Origin of the sequence: Rhizobium sp. CRRU65, assembly GCF_048551595.1 — a bacterium.
Taxonomy (GTDB): Bacteria; Pseudomonadota; Alphaproteobacteria; order Rhizobiales; family Rhizobiaceae; genus Rhizobium; species Rhizobium leguminosarum_J.
The window spans coordinates 18,724-35,093 of the sequence record NZ_JBLYZH010000026.1 but is presented as its reverse complement, the minus strand read 5'-3'; the positions used below and the strand labels follow the sequence as shown (position 1 = coordinate 35,093).

General features: G+C 62.7%; 16 protein-coding genes. 7 read left to right on the top strand and 9 right to left on the bottom strand.

What is annotated here, in order from left to right; genetic code table 11:
- Positions 1 to 19: 19 nt before the first annotated feature.
- Both ACM5SV_RS34275 and ACM5SV_RS34270 read right to left on the bottom strand, forming a co-directional pair.
- Complete coding sequence (locus ACM5SV_RS34275) at positions 20 to 526, bottom strand: hypothetical protein (protein WP_017993052.1); 507 nt, start codon at positions 524 to 526, stop codon at positions 20 to 22.
- On the bottom strand, positions 523 to 1,152 hold the full coding sequence (locus ACM5SV_RS34270) for a DNA-3-methyladenine glycosylase I (protein ID WP_222015648.1): 630 nt from the start codon (positions 1,150 to 1,152) through the stop codon (positions 523 to 525). The genes ACM5SV_RS34275 and ACM5SV_RS34270 overlap by 4 nt, the downstream gene beginning before the upstream one ends.
- Before the next feature lie 248 nt (positions 1,153 to 1,400).
- Between ACM5SV_RS34270 and ACM5SV_RS34265 the strand changes: the two genes are divergently transcribed.
- The 3 genes from ACM5SV_RS34265 to ACM5SV_RS34255 all read left to right on the top strand — a co-directional run bounded on the left by ACM5SV_RS34265 (position 1,401) and on the right by ACM5SV_RS34255 (position 3,878).
- Positions 1,401 to 2,150: a L,D-transpeptidase gene (locus tag ACM5SV_RS34265; RefSeq protein ID WP_017993051.1), complete on the top strand. Its 750-nt coding sequence runs from the start codon at positions 1,401 to 1,403 to the stop codon at positions 2,148 to 2,150.
- A 240-nt stretch (positions 2,151 to 2,390) separates the two neighbouring features.
- Positions 2,391 to 3,083, top strand: a complete 693-nt coding sequence (locus ACM5SV_RS34260) for a L,D-transpeptidase (protein WP_221965354.1) — start codon at positions 2,391 to 2,393, stop codon at positions 3,081 to 3,083.
- 120 nt (positions 3,084 to 3,203) lie between these two features.
- Complete coding sequence (locus ACM5SV_RS34255) at positions 3,204 to 3,878, top strand: outer membrane protein (protein WP_113547258.1); 675 nt, start codon at positions 3,204 to 3,206, stop codon at positions 3,876 to 3,878.
- A 141-nt stretch (positions 3,879 to 4,019) separates the two neighbouring features.
- Here the strand turns inward: ACM5SV_RS34255 and ACM5SV_RS34250 are convergent, their stop codons facing one another.
- From ACM5SV_RS34250 to ACM5SV_RS34235, 4 genes are all read right to left on the bottom strand, one after another.
- Positions 4,020 to 4,460 (bottom strand): hypothetical protein, encoded by a 441-nt coding sequence (locus tag ACM5SV_RS34250; protein WP_222015649.1) that lies wholly within the window; start codon positions 4,458 to 4,460, stop codon positions 4,020 to 4,022.
- Positions 4,461 to 4,525: 65 nt separating this feature from the next.
- The gene (gene glcF / locus ACM5SV_RS34245) at positions 4,526 to 5,836 is read right to left on the bottom strand and encodes a glycolate oxidase subunit GlcF (RefSeq protein ID WP_222015650.1); all 1,311 of its coding nucleotides are present in this window, start codon (positions 5,834 to 5,836) and stop codon (positions 4,526 to 4,528) included.
- Between the two features lie 251 nt (positions 5,837 to 6,087).
- Positions 6,088 to 7,287, bottom strand: coding sequence for a glycolate oxidase subunit GlcE (gene glcE / locus ACM5SV_RS34240; RefSeq protein WP_222015651.1), 1,200 nt, complete (start codon positions 7,285 to 7,287; stop codon positions 6,088 to 6,090).
- Positions 7,284 to 8,723 carry an FAD-linked oxidase C-terminal domain-containing protein gene (locus ACM5SV_RS34235; RefSeq protein ID WP_222015652.1) on the bottom strand — a complete coding sequence of 480 codons (1,440 nt, stop codon included), beginning with the start codon at positions 8,721 to 8,723 and terminating at the stop codon, positions 7,284 to 7,286. The genes glcE and ACM5SV_RS34235 overlap by 4 nt, the downstream gene beginning before the upstream one ends.
- A gap of 159 nt (positions 8,724 to 8,882) precedes the next feature.
- Between ACM5SV_RS34235 and ACM5SV_RS34230 the strand changes: the two genes are divergently transcribed.
- A complete protein-coding gene (locus tag ACM5SV_RS34230) occupies positions 8,883 to 9,779 on the top strand; it encodes a LysR family transcriptional regulator (RefSeq protein ID WP_012756185.1) in 897 nt (298 codons plus the stop codon).
- Positions 9,780 to 9,792: 13 nt separating this feature from the next.
- Here the strand turns inward: ACM5SV_RS34230 and ACM5SV_RS34225 are convergent, their stop codons facing one another.
- Entirely contained in the window at positions 9,793 to 10,644 is an 852-nt protein-coding gene (locus tag ACM5SV_RS34225) for a LysR family transcriptional regulator (protein WP_128407385.1), read from the bottom strand.
- A gap of 138 nt (positions 10,645 to 10,782) precedes the next feature.
- Here ACM5SV_RS34225 and ACM5SV_RS34220 point away from each other — a divergent pair, with 138 nt between their 5' ends.
- Positions 10,783 to 11,778, top strand: a complete 996-nt coding sequence (locus ACM5SV_RS34220; RefSeq protein WP_222015653.1) for a zinc-dependent alcohol dehydrogenase family protein — start codon at positions 10,783 to 10,785, stop codon at positions 11,776 to 11,778.
- Positions 11,779 to 11,812: 34 nt separating this feature from the next.
- On the opposite strand, the gene ACM5SV_RS34215 is transcribed toward ACM5SV_RS34220, so the two are convergent.
- Positions 11,813 to 12,970, bottom strand: coding sequence for an adenosylhomocysteinase (locus ACM5SV_RS34215; RefSeq protein WP_222015654.1), 1,158 nt, complete (start codon positions 12,968 to 12,970; stop codon positions 11,813 to 11,815).
- A gap of 99 nt (positions 12,971 to 13,069) precedes the next feature.
- The gene (locus tag ACM5SV_RS34210; protein ID WP_419425491.1) at positions 13,070 to 13,978 is read right to left on the bottom strand and encodes a LysR substrate-binding domain-containing protein; all 909 of its coding nucleotides are present in this window, start codon (positions 13,976 to 13,978) and stop codon (positions 13,070 to 13,072) included.
- A 233-nt stretch (positions 13,979 to 14,211) separates the two neighbouring features.
- Between ACM5SV_RS34210 and ACM5SV_RS34205 the strand changes: the two genes are divergently transcribed.
- A complete protein-coding gene (locus ACM5SV_RS34205) occupies positions 14,212 to 14,742 on the top strand; it encodes an NUDIX hydrolase (protein ID WP_012756180.1) in 531 nt (176 codons plus the stop codon).
- A gap of 62 nt (positions 14,743 to 14,804) precedes the next feature.
- Positions 14,805 to 16,304 (top strand): inorganic phosphate transporter, encoded by a 1,500-nt coding sequence (locus tag ACM5SV_RS34200; RefSeq protein ID WP_017993039.1) that lies wholly within the window; start codon positions 14,805 to 14,807, stop codon positions 16,302 to 16,304.
- The last annotated feature ends 66 nt before the right edge of the window (positions 16,305 to 16,370 follow it).

The following is a 16,370-nucleotide window of genomic DNA, read 5'->3' as shown; positions in this document are numbered from 1 at the left end:
GCCGGGCGCCACCTCTGCCTCATTGCGGCTTGGGCGGGGCCTTCGGGAACAGCGAGGGGCGCTCCGGCTCGGCCGGCGGTTTCGGCTGCTGCGGGGCAGCCGCCAACGGCTCGATCAGGATGCTGAAGGGAGCGCCGAGGCCGCGGCGCGGCGAGACCTTGGAATAATAGGGGCGCAGCAGCCAGGTGGCGTTTTCCTTGATCGTCGTCTCGAAGCTCATGCCGTCCTCGTCGGTGCCGAAGAAGGCCTCGTCATCGGGTTTCGACAGGTCGAAAATCGCCAGGAAGGCAAATTTGCTTTTGGTCGAAAAGCTGATCTTCATATGCTGACCGGCGAGCACCGGCAGCGTATAGACATGGCCATTGCCGAACTTCGTCCAGCCCTTCAACTGCATGGTGACGGCCGGGAATTGCAGCTTCTCCAGCTTCTCACCGGGATCGAGCTGCGGCGTCTGCGCCATGGCGGAGACGGTCAGGAGGAAAAGGGCAGCGGCGGCGATCAGTGTTCTCACGGGATGATCTTTCATGGGCGAACCAGAGCAGTGCGCATCGCCTCGACCTCGGGCCGGCAGAAGCAGCCTTCCAGATGATCGTTGACGAGACCCATCGCCTGCATGAAAGCATAAACTGTGGTCGGGCCGACAAAGGTCCAGCCGCGTTTCTTCAAATCCTTCGAAATGACCACCGATGTCGGCGTCGTCGGATTGGCGACGATGTGCTCGCGGTCGACCACCGCCGGCCGCTCGTTATGGCCGGGCTCGTAGCGCCAGAAATAATGGGCGAGCGAGCCGAATTCGCCGCGGAGTTCGATGGCGCGCTTGGCATTGTTGATGGTCGAGACGATCTTGCCGCGATGGCGGATGATGCCGGCATCGCCAAGGCAGCGAGCGACATCCTCTTCGCCGAAAAGGGCGACCTTGTCGAAATCGAAACCTGAAAAGGCGGCGCGGAAATTCTGGCGTTTGCGGAGGATCGTCAGCCAGGAAAGGCCCGACTGGAAGCCTTCGAGGCAGATCTTCTCGAAGAGGCGGATATCATCGGTGACAGGACGGCCCCATTCCTCGTCATGATAGCGGAGATAGTCGGGCAGATTGGCGTGCCAGTGGCAGCGGCTCCTGCCGTCCTCGCCGATGATGATGCCTGTCGCGCTCATGATCCTTCATTCTGCGGGGATCCGCTTCGTTCTCTGCTCATGATTCCGGCTTTACCATTTGCAAACCGTCTTTCCAAACCGAACGGTAACCCTGACGAAAAGTTTATCCGATCGGTCGGCTTTTCGTGAATCGATCTTTACCATTCGCTGGCGGATTGGGTGGCAGCGTCTTTCCCGGGTGGGACATCTCCGCCCGGGCGGACATGTCCCGCCAGCCCATTTTCGGTCATTTGTAGAGAGTTCGTCCGATGATGAAACAGCTTGTTCTTGCCGCAGCCCTTTTCGGCATTTTCTCCACGGCCGCCACTGCAGACGACCGCTACGCCACCCGCCCGCCCGTTGTGCTCAGCCCCGATCTGACCGCACCCTGGATCAACCAACTGGGCGGCGGCAGGGTTCGTCCCGTCGTCTATCAGCGACCGGTCGTCCAGCCGCAGCAGCGCGGCCTTTTCCAGCGCCGGATCATCCGTCGGGCGCCGCAGGTGTCACCGCAGACCGTTTCGGCGATCAATCCCGGCATCCCGTCGATCCGTCGTCCGATCGAACCGCAATACCTGCCGCAGATGGTCGATTACGACACCACGGAAAAGCCCGGCACGATCGTCATCGATACCAACAACCGCTTCCTCTATCTGGTGATGCAAGGCGGCAAGGCGCGGCGCTACGGCGTCGGCGTCGGCAAGCCGGGCTTCGAATGGGCCGGCGCCCACAAAATCACCCGCAAGACCGAATGGCCGGATTGGACGCCGCCTTCCGAGATGATCAGCCGCGAAGCCGCCAAGGGCCATTACCTGCCGGCGCGCATGGACGGCGGGGCGGAAAACCCGCTTGGCGCCCGCGCCATGTATCTCGGCTCGACGCTTTACCGCATCCACGGCACCAACGCCCCCTGGTCGATCGGCAGCGCCGTCTCCTCCGGCTGCATCCGCCTGCGCAACGAAGACGTCGTCGACCTCTACGACCGCGTCAATGTCGGAACCCGCGTCATCGTCATGTAAAGGCGGCGCAATACTTACAGCGCCACGCGTCTTTTCGAGAGCCGCAAAGGGCGCTGTAATCCTTTAAATTGCTGCATAATTTTTCCTTAAGTCGAGTCCGATTTGAGGATAAATTATGCAGTGGGAGCCGCAAGAACATCCGGCTCTCCTTCTCCAAAAATGCTTTATCCGGCCACACCGATCTTGAATCAGGCAGAAGTTCATGTAGCTTCGAGCGGATTTGCTTGAGGGGAATCGATCATGATCAAACTAATGCCGGGTCTGGCTGCTGCCGGACTTGTCCTGTCATTGATGTCTACATCCGCCTTTGCAGCACCTGCGGGCTCCGCGCCCGACAATGCACAGGCACCGGCACAGATCGTGCGCGTCGCGCAGATGCCGAAATATGTGAAGCCGCAGTTCAAGCGCAAGAAAGTGCGCCTGGCAACGACGGAAGCCGCCGGCACCGTCATCATCGATACCAACAACAAATATCTCTACCTCGTCGAAGGCAACAATCGCGCCACCCGATACGGCATCGGCGTCGGCCGCGACGGCTTCGGCTGGTCGGGGGTCGTCAAGATCGGCCGCAAGGCCGAATGGCCGAGCTGGACGCCGCCGGCCGAGATGCGCCGCCGCGAAGCCGCCAAGGGACATATGATTCCTGCTTTCCAGGAAGGCGGCGAGGACAATCCGCTCGGCGCCCGCGCAATGTATCTCTACCAGGGCGGCCGCGACACGATCTTCCGCATCCACGGCACCAATCAGCCCTGGACGATCGGCCTCAACATGTCTTCCGGCTGCATCCGGATGATGAACGAGGATGTGTCGCATCTCTACGATCGCGCGCCGGTCGGCACAAAGGTGATCGTCATCGGCCCCGGCAACAGGCAGGGCAAGGTGGCGTTCGAGGACAGGGGCATCGACGTGCTGCGCACGATGTTCGGCGGCTGAGCAACACTTACGAAAAAAATGAAAGGCGCATTTTGACGCGCCTTTTGTTTTGCTTAGACTTTGCGGCCGAAAGCTGGCAAACCTGCCTAAGAGTCGACACATTTATATCGGGGCTATTCAATGACATATGCGCTGCGTTCCTCCGCTTCCTTGCTTGCGGGCATCGCGTTTTTGACAATCTGTTCGGCAGTTTCCGCCTCGGCGGAAGATCTGCAATTCTCGATCTACGGCGGCTATCAGACCGCGCCGCACAGCGGCGTCGATCTTTCCGACGGCACGCATTTCACCGCCGGCTGGGAAGGTAAGTCCTTCGGCAGCCCACCTTATTACGGTGGCCGCGTCACCTGGTGGCTTGAGAACTTCAACAAGCCGAACTGGGGTATTTCGCTCGATTATACCCATGACAAGGTCTATGCCGACGACGATACGCTCGCCAAGGCCGGCTGGTCGCATTTCGAATTCACCGACGGCCTGAACCTCATCACGGTGAACGGTCTCTACCGTTTCCAGGATCCGACCCGCCGCTGGACCCCCTATCTCGGCGCCGGTATCGGCGTGAACATTCCGCATGTCGAAGTGATTCGCCCCGAGGGCAAGACCTGGGCCTATGAATTCGGCGGCGTGACGCTGCAGGCCCAGGCCGGCGTCGACTTCAAGGTGACCGAGCGCTGGTCGACCTTCGTCGAATACAAGGGCACCTATTCGCGCATCGACGTTCCGATCGACAGCGGCGTGGACCTGAAGACCAACATCTTCACGAATGCCGTCAACGTTGGCGTATCGTTCCACTGGTAAATAAATTTCGGCTGCGGCGTTAGAGCGGTTCAGCGCATAGAAGCGCAGAACCGCTCTAACCTTTTATTATTACGCAATTCCCGGCAAAACCGCTTTGCGCTTTGCCTGGGAAAACCGCTTCGCACTTTTCCTGAAATTGCTCTATTTGGTGCCGCAGCTGACCTTGCCCTCGACGGCATAGGGTTTTTCACCGCCTTCGATCGTCAGGGAATAGCTGCCGCTGAAATTTGCCGCCGGCTTGCCGCGTTCGCCAGCGACAACCACCAGATCCAGCGTTGCGCCGTTAGTGTCATCTTCGCCGCCGTCGAAGACTTCCATGAGCAGTTCGCCGTTACGCGACCAATGGTTGGTCAGGTGCTGCGATTCGAAAACGCGCTTTCCGAACACGGCCTCTTGGGCCGGATCCTTGACGATCAGCGCGCCGCGGAAATGGTTGAGCTTGTGGGCGGCAGCGCTTTCGAAACCGCTTTCGAGCGTGAAGCGCGCTTCCTTGTCATCGGCGGAACAGAAATAACGGCTATTTGCATGGGCGGTGCCTGCCGCACCGAGCAGTCCCGCAAATACGATCATTCCACGCCACATCGCCTAACCTCCCGAGACAGCGTGCTTTGCGGCTCTCGAAAAGATGCGCGGCGCTGTCATAGGTCTCAGCCTAACGGCAAACCTGTTAATTTTTCCGGCACAGCGCCGCCATAGGCCCAATCCAGAAGCTCGACCGTATGCAGGATCGGCATGCCGGTGCCGGTGGCAATCTGGGTGATGCAGCCGATATTGCCGGTGGCGATGATATCGGCCTTGGTCGCCTCGAGGTTCTTGACCTTGCGCGCCTTCAGCACGGCCGAGATCTCCGGCTGCATGATGTTGTAGGTGCCGGCGGAGCCGCAGCAAAGATGGCCTTCCGCCGGATCGCGCACAGTAAAGCCCGCCGCTTTCAATAATTGCTTCGGCGCGAGCGTGATTCGCTGGCCGTGCTGCATGGAACAGGCGGAATGATATGCGACGGTGATACCCTTCGGCATGTGTGCCGGCAGGTCGAGGGTTGCGAGATATTCGGTGACGTCCTTGGCCAGCGCCGAGACCCTGGCCGCCTTTGCGGCATAGGCGGGATCGAGGCGCAGCATGTGGCCGTAATCCTTGATCGTCGTGCCGCAGCCCGAAGCGGTGATGATGATCGCATCGAGGCCCTGCCCGTCGATCTCGCGCGTCCAGATATCGACATTGGCGCGGGCGCTTTCGAGCGCCTGTTCGGCGCGGCCCATGTGATGGACCAGCGAGCCGCAGCAGACCTCGCCCTCCGGCATCACGACCTCGACGCCGATCCGCGTCAGCAGGCGGATTGCCGCTACGGTGATGCCGGGATCGAGCACCGGCTGAGCACAGCCTGAAAGGATCGCCACCCGGCCGCGCCGTTCCGTCTCCGGCCGATATGTGCCGGGCTTTGCGAAGTCCGAAGCGGCCGGGATCCGCCGCGGCGCAAGCGCCAGCATGGCAGCGAAGGGTTTCAGCGCGCCACCGCGCATCAGGCCGACGAAGGGCCGGCCGAGACGGGCGAGATTGAGCGCCAGCCGGAAACGGCCGGGATAGGGCAACACGGCGGCAAGTAAGGCGCGCGTCAGCCGGTTCATGAACGGGCGTTTATAGGTCTTTTCGATATGGGCGCGGGCGTGATCGACCAGATGCATGTAGTCGACGCCGGAGGGACAGGTGGTGACGCAGGCAAGGCAGGAGAGACAGCGGTCGATATGGGTGACGACCTCTGCATCGGCGGGCCGGCCGTTTTCCAGCATGTCCTTGATCAGATAGATGCGGCCACGCGGACTGTCGAGCTCGTTGCCGAGCGTCACATAGGTCGGACAGGTGGCGGTGCAGAAACCGCAGTGAACACATTTGCGCAGAATCTGCTCGGATTCGGCGACATCAGGGTCGAGGAGCTGGGTCAGGGTGAAATTGGTTTGCATCTAGCGGGACCTCCGCTTTGGGAGAAGCTCGGGCGTATTGTTTGGGATACCCCCCTCTGTCCTGCCGGACATCTCCCCCACCAGGAGGGAGATCGATATGCCGCAACGGCTTCCCATCTCGCAACGCTCAGGTTTACCATCGCGATAAGTCGAAATGAGAGCGTCACGGCTCCTGCGTGATCTCCCCCCTTGTGGGGGAGATGTCCGGCAGGACAGAGGGGGGTAACCCAAGCGCAAACCCATCTTATCCCTCACCCCATCTTCCCCGGATTGAAGATTCCCGCCGGATCGAATTTCTCCTTCACCCGGCGCGACAACATCGCCACCGCCTCGGGCTCCGGCTGGAAGGCAGCTGTAACCGCCCTCGCCTCACCCGATGCACGGATCAGCGTCGCGTGGCCGCCGCCGAGCGCCTTGATGTAGCGACGGACCTGCTCGGCTTCGGGGCCGGCCTCCATGCGCATCCAGACGAGGCCGCCCTGCCAGTCGTAGAAGGCGTCGACGCCGGCCTCGAGGCGGAGGGCGGCAACCAGCTGATGGCCGGTGCCGGGGGCGACCGAGACGCGCCAGACCGGCCGCGTGGTGCCGTCGGCATAGGGCAGCACGTCGCGGATGTCCTGCCAGAGCCTGGAGCTTTCCGGCTGTTCCAGCCGCGTGACCGTGGCGAAGGCCGACATTGCAGCGGCAAGCTTTTCGATGCGTGCGTCGACCGAGCCGGCCAAGCCTTCTATGCGCAGAACGGTCGCCTCGCCCTCCGGCAATTTGCCGGCGAGGAATTTCCACGTCACCGTCAGTGGCAGGTGGGCAGCGCCTGAGACTTCGACCGGCAGCGCCATTGCCGCCGCCATGGCGTTTGTTGCCTCGGCGTCGTTGAGACCTGATAGCACCACTGTCCGCTCCGTCTTCGGGCGCGGCGGCACACGGAAGGTGACTTCGGTGAGGAAGCCCAGCGTGCCATGCGAGCCGGCGACCAGCTTGACGAGATCGAGACCGGTGACATTCTTCATCACCCGGCCGCCGGCCTTGATGATCTCGCCCCTGCCGTTGACGAAGCGCACCCCGAGCAGGCTGTCGCGGGCGGCACCCGCGATCAGCCGGCGCGGACCGGAGACATTGGCAGCGAAAACGCCGCCGATCGTCGGCTCGCCCGATGTGCCCATCACCGTGCGATGATCCATCGGCTCGAAGGCGAGCATCTGGCCGCTCTCCGAAAGTGCCGCCTCGACCTCGGCAAGCGGCGTGCCGGATCGGACGGTCATGACCATTTCGCCGGGATTATAGGCGACGATGCCGGAAAGGCCGGTCGAGCGCAGCCGGTCCTCGGCGGCAACGGTATTGCCGAAGCCCGAGCGGCTATTGCCGCCGCAGATCGCCAGCGGCCGGCCGCTCTCCGCATGGGCGCGGACGATCGCTGCTGCCTCTTCCTCGCTCGTCGGCATCAGATCGATCATGCGGCGGGGCGCCCTTCGAGCGGGAAGACCTTCGACGGATTGAGGAGCCAGCCAGGATCGAAGGCGGCACGCGCCGCCATCTGCTGGGTGAGATCGACCTCGGAATATTGGTGGCGCATCAGGTCGCGCTTCTCTATGCCGACGCCATGTTCGCCGGTGAGGCAGCCGCCGGCATCGACGCAGAGCCGAAGGATATCGTTGCCGGCGGCCTCGGCACGGGCGGCATCTTCGGGATCGTTGGCGTTGAAGAGGATCAGCGGGTGCATGTTGCCGTCGCCGGCATGGAAGACGTTGGCGACGCGCAAGCCGTAATGATCGACGATCTCGGCGGTTCTTTTCAGCACGTGCGAGAGCTGACTGAGCGGCACGGTGCCGTCCATGCAGATATAGTCGGCGATGCGGCCGGTGGCGCCGAAGGCGGATTTGCGGCCCTTCCAGATCAGCGCCGCCTCGGTCGCCGACTGGCATTCGCGCACGGTCTTCACAGCGTGCCGCCGGGCGATCTCGACGATGTCCTTCAGCGCGGCGTCCATCTCCGCTTCCGACCCCTCGACCTCAACGATCAATAGCGCGCCGACATCGAGGGGGTATCCGGCATGGGCGAAGGCCTCGCAGATCTCGATCGCCGGCCTGTCCATGAATTCGATCGCGACCGGGATGATGCCGGCGGCGATGACATCGGCAACGCAGGCGCCAGCCTTCTCCGAGCTCTCGAAGCCAAAGAGCACCGGGCGCGCGCCTTCCGGCTTGGCGATCAGCCGCACCGTTGCCTCGGTGACGATGCCGAGCTGGCCTTCATGACCGCAGACGAGGCCGAGCAGGTCGTAGCCTGCCGCATCCAGCGCCTTACCGCCAAGCTCGATCACCGTGCCGTCAACCAGCACCATCCTGACGCCGAGCAGATTATTGGTGGTGACGCCGTATTTCAGGCAGTGGGCGCCGCCGGAATTCATGCCGATATTGCCGCCGATGGTGCAGGCAAGCTGCGAGCTCGGGTCAGGCGCATAGAAAAAGCCGTCCGCGGAGACGGATTCGGAAATATTGAGATTGGTGACGCCGGCCTGGACCACGGCGACCCGGTTCGGCAGATCGATTTCGAGAATGCTGTTCATCTTCGACAGGCCGAGCACGACGGCATCCTCCTGCGGAATGGCTCCGCCGGAGAGCGAGGTGCCGGCGCCGCGCGGCACGACGGGAATGCCGTAGCGATTGCAATAACGCATGACCGCCGAAACCTCGGCCGTGGTGCGCGGCAGGGCGACGGCGAGCGGCAGGCGGCGGTAGGACACGAAGGCGTCGGTTTCGAACGGCACCAGCTCGCGCGCCTCATGCACCAGGCATTCCGACGGCAGAAGATCGGTCAGATCGGCGACGATCTGGGCTCGGCGCGCCAGCACTTCGGCGCGCGGCTCGAGAAACGAAATGGCGTCGGACATGGCGTTCTCCCTGGCCCTGACGACGGGGAATGACAGCGGGAAGATGACAACGAAACCGGCCGCGACCTCCCTGCCGCCGATAAACCGGCTTAGCACTTTCCCGAAAGTGGCGCAAATGCTAAGCACTTATGCCAAAAGGGGAAAAAGTCACAAAACCGTATGACCAATCTGGGTGATCTCGAAATCTTTGCCAAGGTCGTTTCGACCGGAAGCATGTCGCTCGCCGGGCGGGCGCTCGGCTTTTCGCCGGCCGTCGTCTCCAAACGGATCAAGCGGCTGGAGGACCGGCTCGGCACCCGGCTTCTGCAACGCACGACACGGCAGATCTCGCTGACGGAGGCCGGACAGGGCTTCTACGACCGCGTTCTCGGCATTCTCGCCGGGCTCGAAGAGGCAGAATTCTATATTTCCGGCCGCTCGGCGCAGATGCACGGCACGCTGAAGATCTCGGCCCCGACCTCCTTCGGGCGCATGCATATCGCGCCGCATCTGAAGGATTTCATGGAGGCGCATCCGGAGCTTGCGATCAACCTGGTGCTGACCGACGAATTCAGCGACATCGTCGGCGGCGGCTTCGATCTGGCGATCCGCATTGCCGAACTCACCGATTCGAGCCTCGTTGCCCGAAGGCTGGCGCCGGTGCGCCGGCTGCTCTGCGCCTCGCCGGATTACCTTGCGTCGCATGGCGAGCCGAAGCACATCGACGAGCTGAAACGCCATCGCTGCCTGCCGGCCCACAATAACGACACCTGGCGGCTGAACGGGCCGGACGGGGCGCTGAGTCTCAGGCCGGAAGGCTTGCTCGTCACCAATTCCAGCGAGGTGATCCGCGAGGCGGTCATCGCCGGGCTCGGGATCGCGCTGCGCTCCACCTGGGATATCGGTGAAGAGCTCAAGGCCGGCCGGCTGGTGCAGGTGCTGCCGGCCTATGAGAGCTCGCACAATGTCGCGCTGTCGGCCGTTTATCCCAGCCGGCAGTTCCTGCCGGCCAAGGTGCGGCTGTTCATCGACTATCTGGCAGAGCTTTATGGTCCCGTCCCCTATTGGGAGCGCTGACGGCATCACCGATTCAGCGCGCCAGCCTCTCGATGACAAGGTCCAGCAGGGCGCGCAGCCGCGCTAACCGCTTCATGTCGCGGTGATAGCCGACCCAGGTGTCGCGGCCGGGTGGCGGTTCACCGAGATCGACCAGTTCGATGGCCGCAAGAGAATCGCCGAGCGGCCGCGGCAGGACGGCGAGCCCGGCTCCGTTGGCGCAGAGCGCGGCCTGCACGTCGCGGCTGTTGCTGCGCGTGACGATGTCGGCCTGCGGCAACAGGCGCCGCAGCCAGCCGACATCCGGCATCTCGCCGAAAGCCTCGTCCATGGTGACAAGGCGGGCGCCCGCGCCGTCGCCGGCTTCGGGGTGCGGTGCGCCGCGACTGATGTAAAGGCCGTATTCGATACGGATAAGCTTGCGCGATACGATCTCCGCTTCCGTAAAAGGCTGGATGCGAAAGACGAGGTCGGCTTCGCGTCGCGACAGACTGAGAAGCCGGCTGTCAGTCAGCAATTCGACCACCACCTTCGGATGAACTTGCGAGAATTCCGCCAGCACAGGCGAAAGCACGTGCGCGCCGAACCAGTCGGATGAGGACAGCCTGAGTAAACCATCGAGCTGACGGCTGCCGCCGGCAAGGCTCCGCTCCATGGCGAGCGCCTCCTCCTCGATGCGTTCGGCGCCGGCGAACACGGCTGCGCCTTCGTCGGTCAGGACGAAGCCATCGGTCGTGCGCTGAAAAAGCGTCTGGCCGAGAGAGGCTTCAAGGGCACGCAGCCGTCTGCCCATCGTCGGCTGCGTCAGCCCGCGGTTGCGGGCTGCTGCCCCCAGCGTGCCGAACCGCGCGATCGCCAGAAACAGCCTGAGGTCACTCCATTCCATCGCTCGCATCCGCCAAACAAAAATGCATGGACTTCAGTCGTTATCTTTCATTTTCATTCGAGTTTCAATGAAGCATCTTTCTTCCACGCCAATTGCGGTGTTCCTACCGACGCCGCACCGCGAACGAAGGAGAGCTCCATGTCTGTACAATCAACGATGAAAGCGCTGTTGGCTGAAGCACCGAATTCACCATTGCGCATCGCCGATATTTCAAAACCGGTGCCCGGCGAAGGCCAGGTCCTGGTGCGCATCAAGGCAAGCGGCGTCAATCCGCTCGACCTCAAGATCCGGGCCGGCAATGCGGCCCATGCCCGCCATCCGCTTCCCGCCATTGTCGGTATCGATATGGCCGGTGTTGTCGAAGAGGTCGGAACTGGCGTCAGCGGTTTTCGCCGCGGCGACGCGGTCTACGGCATGACCGGCGGGGTCGGCGGCATTCAGGGATCGCTTGCCGAATTTGCAGCTGTTGACGCCGCGCTGCTGGCGCCAAAGCCGCAGAATCTGTCGATGCGCGAGGCAGCCGCCTTGCCGCTGATCTCGATCACCGCCTGGGAGGGGCTGGTCGACCGCGCCGGGGTCAAGGCCGGCCAGAAGGTTCTGGTGATTGGCGGCGGCGGTGTCGGCCATATCGTCGCGCAGATCGCCGAGGCTGTCGGAGCCGAGGTCTATGTGGTCGACGGCGCGTCGAAAGCGGACTATCTCGCCGGTCTTGGCGCAACACCGATCGATCGTGACGCGGAAACGGTTGAAACCTATGTCGCAAGGCACACCGGCGGCAAGGGTTTCGATCTGGTCTACGATACGGTCGGCGGCAAGGGGCTCGATGCGGCATTCCGAGCCGTCAGCCAGTTTGGCCACGTCGTGAGCTGCCTTGGCTGGGGAAGCCATGCGCTGGCGCCGCTCTCCTTCAAGGCGGCCACCTATTCCGGCGTCTTCACGCTGCTGCCGCTTCTGACCGGCGAGGGACGCGCCCATCATGGTGAGATCATGCGGGAGATGACGAAGCTCGTCGAAGCCGGCAAGGTGATGCCGAAGCTCGACCCGCGCCGCTTTAGCCTTGCCGATACAGATGAGGCGCATCGGCTGATCGAAGACCGGCAGGCGGACGGAAAGCTCGTCGTCGAGATCGACTGATCTCAATCCGTCGGCTCTTAATCCGTCGGCGGAATCAGCGCGCTAGATCGAGATAGGCGTTCGCCACCATCGCATCGATATCAGCGGGCACAGGCACGATGCAGGATTGCGGGCCGGCCTCACCCTTGGCGATGCGTTCCAGGCAGCGGGCCTGAAGGGTGAAGCCGAGATCCATCGACTCGACGGTATTGCCGAGCGGCCGCGGGCCGGCGAGATTGGCCATATGGCCGCCACCGAGCACATGGAAAGAGCGGCCGTCGCTGAGATGGAAGGTCTCGATATGGTCGGCCTCGTAGCGATCGATGCCAATGACATCGGGGTGGCGACGGAAGGCTTCGACATCGATCTCATGCGGGAAATGGCCGCCATTCATCAGGATCGCGCCATCCTTGACGAGCGGCAGGTCGGCCGCCGTCACGATGCCGGCAAAACCCGTGACGGTAACGATGATATCGGCCGAGCGGATCGCCGCGTCGCGCAGCGGTGTGGTGAAACCGTCGAGATGAGCTTCGAGCGTTGTCACCGGATCGATATCGATGACGCTGACGGTGGAAAAGGCATTGCGGAAACAGGCGGCCGTGCCCTTGCCGCAGGCGCCGTAGCCGAACACCGTCACGCGCTTGCCGTTGGTGGAGCGGTTGGTGAAGCGCAGGTAGCTTTCAAACAGGCTCTGACCGACGGCATGCCTGTTTTCGGCGAACTGCTTGATCGGGCTGTCGTTGATGACGAGGATCGGCATGTTCAGGCGCGCGCGCAGCGGCAGCAGGCGGATGCGGCCCGAGGTGGTTTCCTCAGTGCCGCCGCGGAGATTGGCGTAGGGTTTTTCCGCCGCGATGGCGAAAAGATCGCCGCCATTGTCGAGCAGCAGATTCGGCTTTTCGGCAATCACCGCTTCGAGGCTCTGATGGTGAGCGGCGGGATCGGTCGTCTGCATCGCGAAGACCGAGATGCCTTGGGTACGCAAGAACTCGACCGTCGAAGGCTGGGTGCTGTTGAGATTGCCGGTGCAGACAAGACGCGCCCCACCGGCGCGAAGCGTCATCAGCAGCGCCACCGTCTTCGGCTCGAGATGGATGCCGGTGCCGATCGACAGGCCCTCGAAGGGACGCGTCCGCTCGAATTCGGCCGCCGTCGCCTTGAGCAGCCGGCAGCTGTTGCCGATCCAGTCGATGCGGGTTGCGCTCTTTTCCATCAACTCTTTCCTATTTGCGTGTTGGTGCTGTTTCTAGCGGACCAACAGGGTTACGAATATGGAAGTAATTCTGGCGAAGGGGCAGAAAATCTGCCCTTTTCAGGCTGGTGTCCCGCAACGAAGCAACCAACCGGACAAGGCCGCAAAGGCCGGCCGTTTCACATCCGGCGTGCGGCAGCAGAGGTTGTAGCCCGATGGCCGAGAGATGAAGCCGTAGGGCGCGACCAGATGCCCGCGCTCGAGATCGTCCTCGATCGAGGCACGTGGGGCAAGTGCGATGCCAAGCCCGGAACGGGCGGCACCCAGCGCCAGCAGCAGATCCGCGAATTCCTGGGTGCGGGAAAAGACGACCGGCGGCGTGCCGCTTTCGGCAAACCATTCGTCCCAGAGCTTCGGAACGCTGCGGCTGATAAGCATCGTCTGCGTGCCCATCGCCGCCGGGTCGCTCGATAGTGTCGCGCCAAGCGAAGGCGTTGCGACCGGACCGAACTCATCCGCCATGAATCGCAGGGCGGTAATGCCTGCGGCCGGCCGGTATTCGCCGCCCATGATCACGGCGTCCAATTCCAGGTGCATCTGCAGCGGTTCGACCGTGGCCATCGGCACGATGTCGACGGTATCGCCGAGGCTCGCCTGCATGTCTGCTGCGCGCGGCATCAGCCACCAGACCGCGAAGGCGGAGGGTACGCCAAGGCGGATGCGGCGCGGCACGGCGCCTTCGAGTTCCGACGCGGCGCGCTGCAGAATGTCGAAAGCCGCGCTCGCGGCGGCCGCAAAAGCGCTGGCCTGCAAGGTCGGGACCAGCCTGCGGCCGTCGCGCAGGAAGAGCTTGCTACCGAAGTGATTCTCCAGCGTGTCGATCTGCTGGCGCACGGCGCCGCGCACCACATTCAGCTCTTCGGCAGCCTTCAGAATGCTGCCATGACGGCAGACGGCCTCGAAGGCGCGGATGGCATTGAGCGGGGGAAGACGCATGGGGGCGACATTCACAAAATCATGGTGGATCACTAGATCTCGGCATTGAACGAAAGGCAAGATCACGCCATATTGTACAGCTGTGCAATGTGACGCATTCGAGACAGGATGCGACGGATTTTCCGAGCCTGTCCGGCCTCGATTTCCCTATGAACGGCGATCAAATCGCGTTTCGAATCGTCCTGCGGCCTTTTGGATTGCGTAAGCTTTCCGTGATATACGTATATGAGTGATTCCTAACGACGACTGCGAAGGTGACCCGACCATTGACTCTTTTCGCCCGACTGGCTTCCGATGTGCAACTGATGTTCCGGCGTCCGCCGCGACAGCAATATGGTGCGCTCTGCTATCGGGTAAAGAAGAAGAGCGGTGAGGTCGAGGTGCTGTTGATGACGAGCCGCGATACCGGCCGCTGGGTCATTCCCAAGGGCTGGCCGATGACGCGCAAATGCGCCCATGAGGTCGCGATGCAGGAAGCCTTCGAGGAAGCCGGCGTCCGCGGCGCGGTCGAAACGGAGACGCTCGGCGCCTACACCTATTCGAAGGCGTTGCGCGACGGGGTGCAGGTGATCTGCAAAGTGCAGGTCTATGCGCTCGAGGTCACCGACATGGCGAAGAACTTCAAGGAAAAAGGCGAGCGCCGCATCGAATGGGTCTCGTTCGACGAGGCGGCGGCGCGCGTGCGCGAACCGGAGCTCCGCCACCTTTTCCTCGCCTTCAAGCAAAAGATGACCGACAGGCTTTCGGCCAAGGCGGCGAAGCAAATTCCAGACGTGAAACAAATTCCGGCGGAATGAATCCTGCCATCTTGCACTGCTAGGAAAGCAGCGTAGAAGCAGATTCATCCTCAGGAAAAAGAATGCCGCCACGTCCCGCAGTCCTCACGAAACGCACGCTCGACAAGGACCTCGACAAGATCACCCATGCCGAGGACGTGGCGAAGCATGTTTTGCGGCGGCTGGTGGCGCCTGGTCTCGGGCTGATCTTCGTCGGTCTGGCCATGCTCTTTGCCGGCGTCTATGTATTCGACCGGCCGGGAGCGATGCTCGTCATCGCGGCCGCCGCCCTTGCCGGCTATATGGCGATGAACATCGGCGCCAACGACGTGACCAACAATGTCGGTGCCGCCGTCGGGGCGCGCGCCATGACGATGGGCCAAGCATTGGTCATCGCTGCGATTTTCGAAGTTCTTGGCGCCACGATCGCCGGCGGCGAGGTCGTCAAGACGATTTCCTCAAACATCGTCGACGCCGTCCAGGTACCGCCGGCGCTGCTCGGCTGGATCATGATGGCGGCGCTGATGGCGGCGGCTCTCTGGATCAACCTCGCAACCTGGATGAACGCGCCGGTTTCCACCACCCATGCTATCGTCGGCGCGGTGATCGGCGCCGGCATCTCAGCCGTCGGGCCGGAACCGGTGAACTGGCAGGTAATGCTGGAGATCACCTCGAGCTGGATCACCTCCCCGCTGATCGGCGGGCTGATCGCCGCCGGGCTGCTTTATCTCGTCAAGACCCTGATCATCTACCGCGACGACAAAGTAGCGGCGGCACAGCGCTGGGTGCCGGTGCTGGTCGCGGTGATGGCGGGCGGCTTCATGGCCTATATGGTGCTGCAGCTGTCGCCCCCGGGCAGGTTCCCGCCGCTGACCGTCCTCCTCATCGGAATCGGCATCGGGCTGGTGAGCTGGCTTGCCGCCCGGCCACTCGTTCTCGCCCAAGCGCGGGAGCTCGAAAACCGCAACAGCTCGCTGCGAACGCTGTTCCGGCTGCCGCTGATCGGCTCTGCGGCGCTGCTGTCCTTCGCGCATGGCGCAAACGACGTTTCGAACGCGGTCGGGCCGCTGTCGGCGATTGTCCATTCGGTCGGCATCGGCGGCGGCGGCGGCATCGGGCATCCGCCGCTCTGGGTGATGCTGATCGGCGCCCTAGGCATCTCCGTCGGTCTGCTGCTCTTCGGGCCGCGCCTGATCCGCCTCGTCGGCGAGGAAATTACCAAGCTCAATCCGATGCGGGCCTATTGCGTGGCGCTGTCGACAGCTTTTACCGTCATCGTCGCCTCCTGGCTCGGTCTGCCGGTCAGCACCACACATATCGCCGTCGGCGCCGTCTTCGGCGTCGGATTCTTCCGCGAATGGTATACGCGCCATTCGAAGCGTCGCATCGCCTATATCAGGCGCAAGGCCGAGAGCTTTGATATCGACGAGCCGGAAGAGCCGAATATCCACGAGACGCGGCGGCGCTATCTCGTGCGCCGTTCGCATTTCATGACGATCATCGCCGCCTGGATTGTCACCGTGCCGGTTTCGGCAGCGCTTGCGGCAATGATTTATTGGGTTATGTTCGCGCTCTTCGTCTAAAGCGCGTCGCGATTTGTCCCGGCGCCGTGCTTTAGGTCTTTATTTTCTAGCGTGTCATGATCGCAA

Excerpts from the sequence above, each read along its gene's own strand:
- ACM5SV_RS34275 (WP_017993052.1), bottom strand. The coding sequence starts at position 526 with ATGAAAGATCATCCCGTGAGAACACTGATCGCCGCCGCTGCCCTTTTC.
- ACM5SV_RS34215 (WP_222015654.1), bottom strand. The coding sequence starts at position 12,970 with ATGGAAAAGAGCGCAACCCGCATCGACTGGATCGGCAACAGCTGCCGG.
- ACM5SV_RS34225 (WP_128407385.1), bottom strand. The coding sequence starts at position 10,644 with ATGGAATGGAGTGACCTCAGGCTGTTTCTGGCGATCGCGCGGTTCGGC.
- ACM5SV_RS34230 (WP_012756185.1), top strand. The coding sequence starts at position 8,883 with ATGACCAATCTGGGTGATCTCGAAATCTTTGCCAAGGTCGTTTCGACC.
- ACM5SV_RS34255 (WP_113547258.1), top strand. The coding sequence starts at position 3,204 with ATGACATATGCGCTGCGTTCCTCCGCTTCCTTGCTTGCGGGCATCGCG.
- ACM5SV_RS34250 (WP_222015649.1), bottom strand. The coding sequence starts at position 4,460 with ATGTGGCGTGGAATGATCGTATTTGCGGGACTGCTCGGTGCGGCAGGC.
- ACM5SV_RS34260 (WP_221965354.1), top strand. The coding sequence starts at position 2,391 with ATGATCAAACTAATGCCGGGTCTGGCTGCTGCCGGACTTGTCCTGTCA.
- glcE (WP_222015651.1), bottom strand. The coding sequence starts at position 7,287 with ATGATCGATCTGATGCCGACGAGCGAGGAAGAGGCAGCAGCGATCGTC.
- ACM5SV_RS34270 (WP_222015648.1), bottom strand. The coding sequence starts at position 1,152 with ATGAGCGCGACAGGCATCATCATCGGCGAGGACGGCAGGAGCCGCTGC.
- ACM5SV_RS34220 (WP_222015653.1), top strand. The coding sequence starts at position 10,783 with ATGTCTGTACAATCAACGATGAAAGCGCTGTTGGCTGAAGCACCGAAT.
- ACM5SV_RS34265 (WP_017993051.1), top strand. The coding sequence starts at position 1,401 with ATGATGAAACAGCTTGTTCTTGCCGCAGCCCTTTTCGGCATTTTCTCC.
- glcF (WP_222015650.1), bottom strand. The coding sequence starts at position 5,836 with ATGCAAACCAATTTCACCCTGACCCAGCTCCTCGACCCTGATGTCGCC.
- ACM5SV_RS34200 (WP_017993039.1), top strand. The coding sequence starts at position 14,805 with ATGCCGCCACGTCCCGCAGTCCTCACGAAACGCACGCTCGACAAGGAC.
- ACM5SV_RS34235 (WP_222015652.1), bottom strand. The coding sequence starts at position 8,723 with ATGTCCGACGCCATTTCGTTTCTCGAGCCGCGCGCCGAAGTGCTGGCG.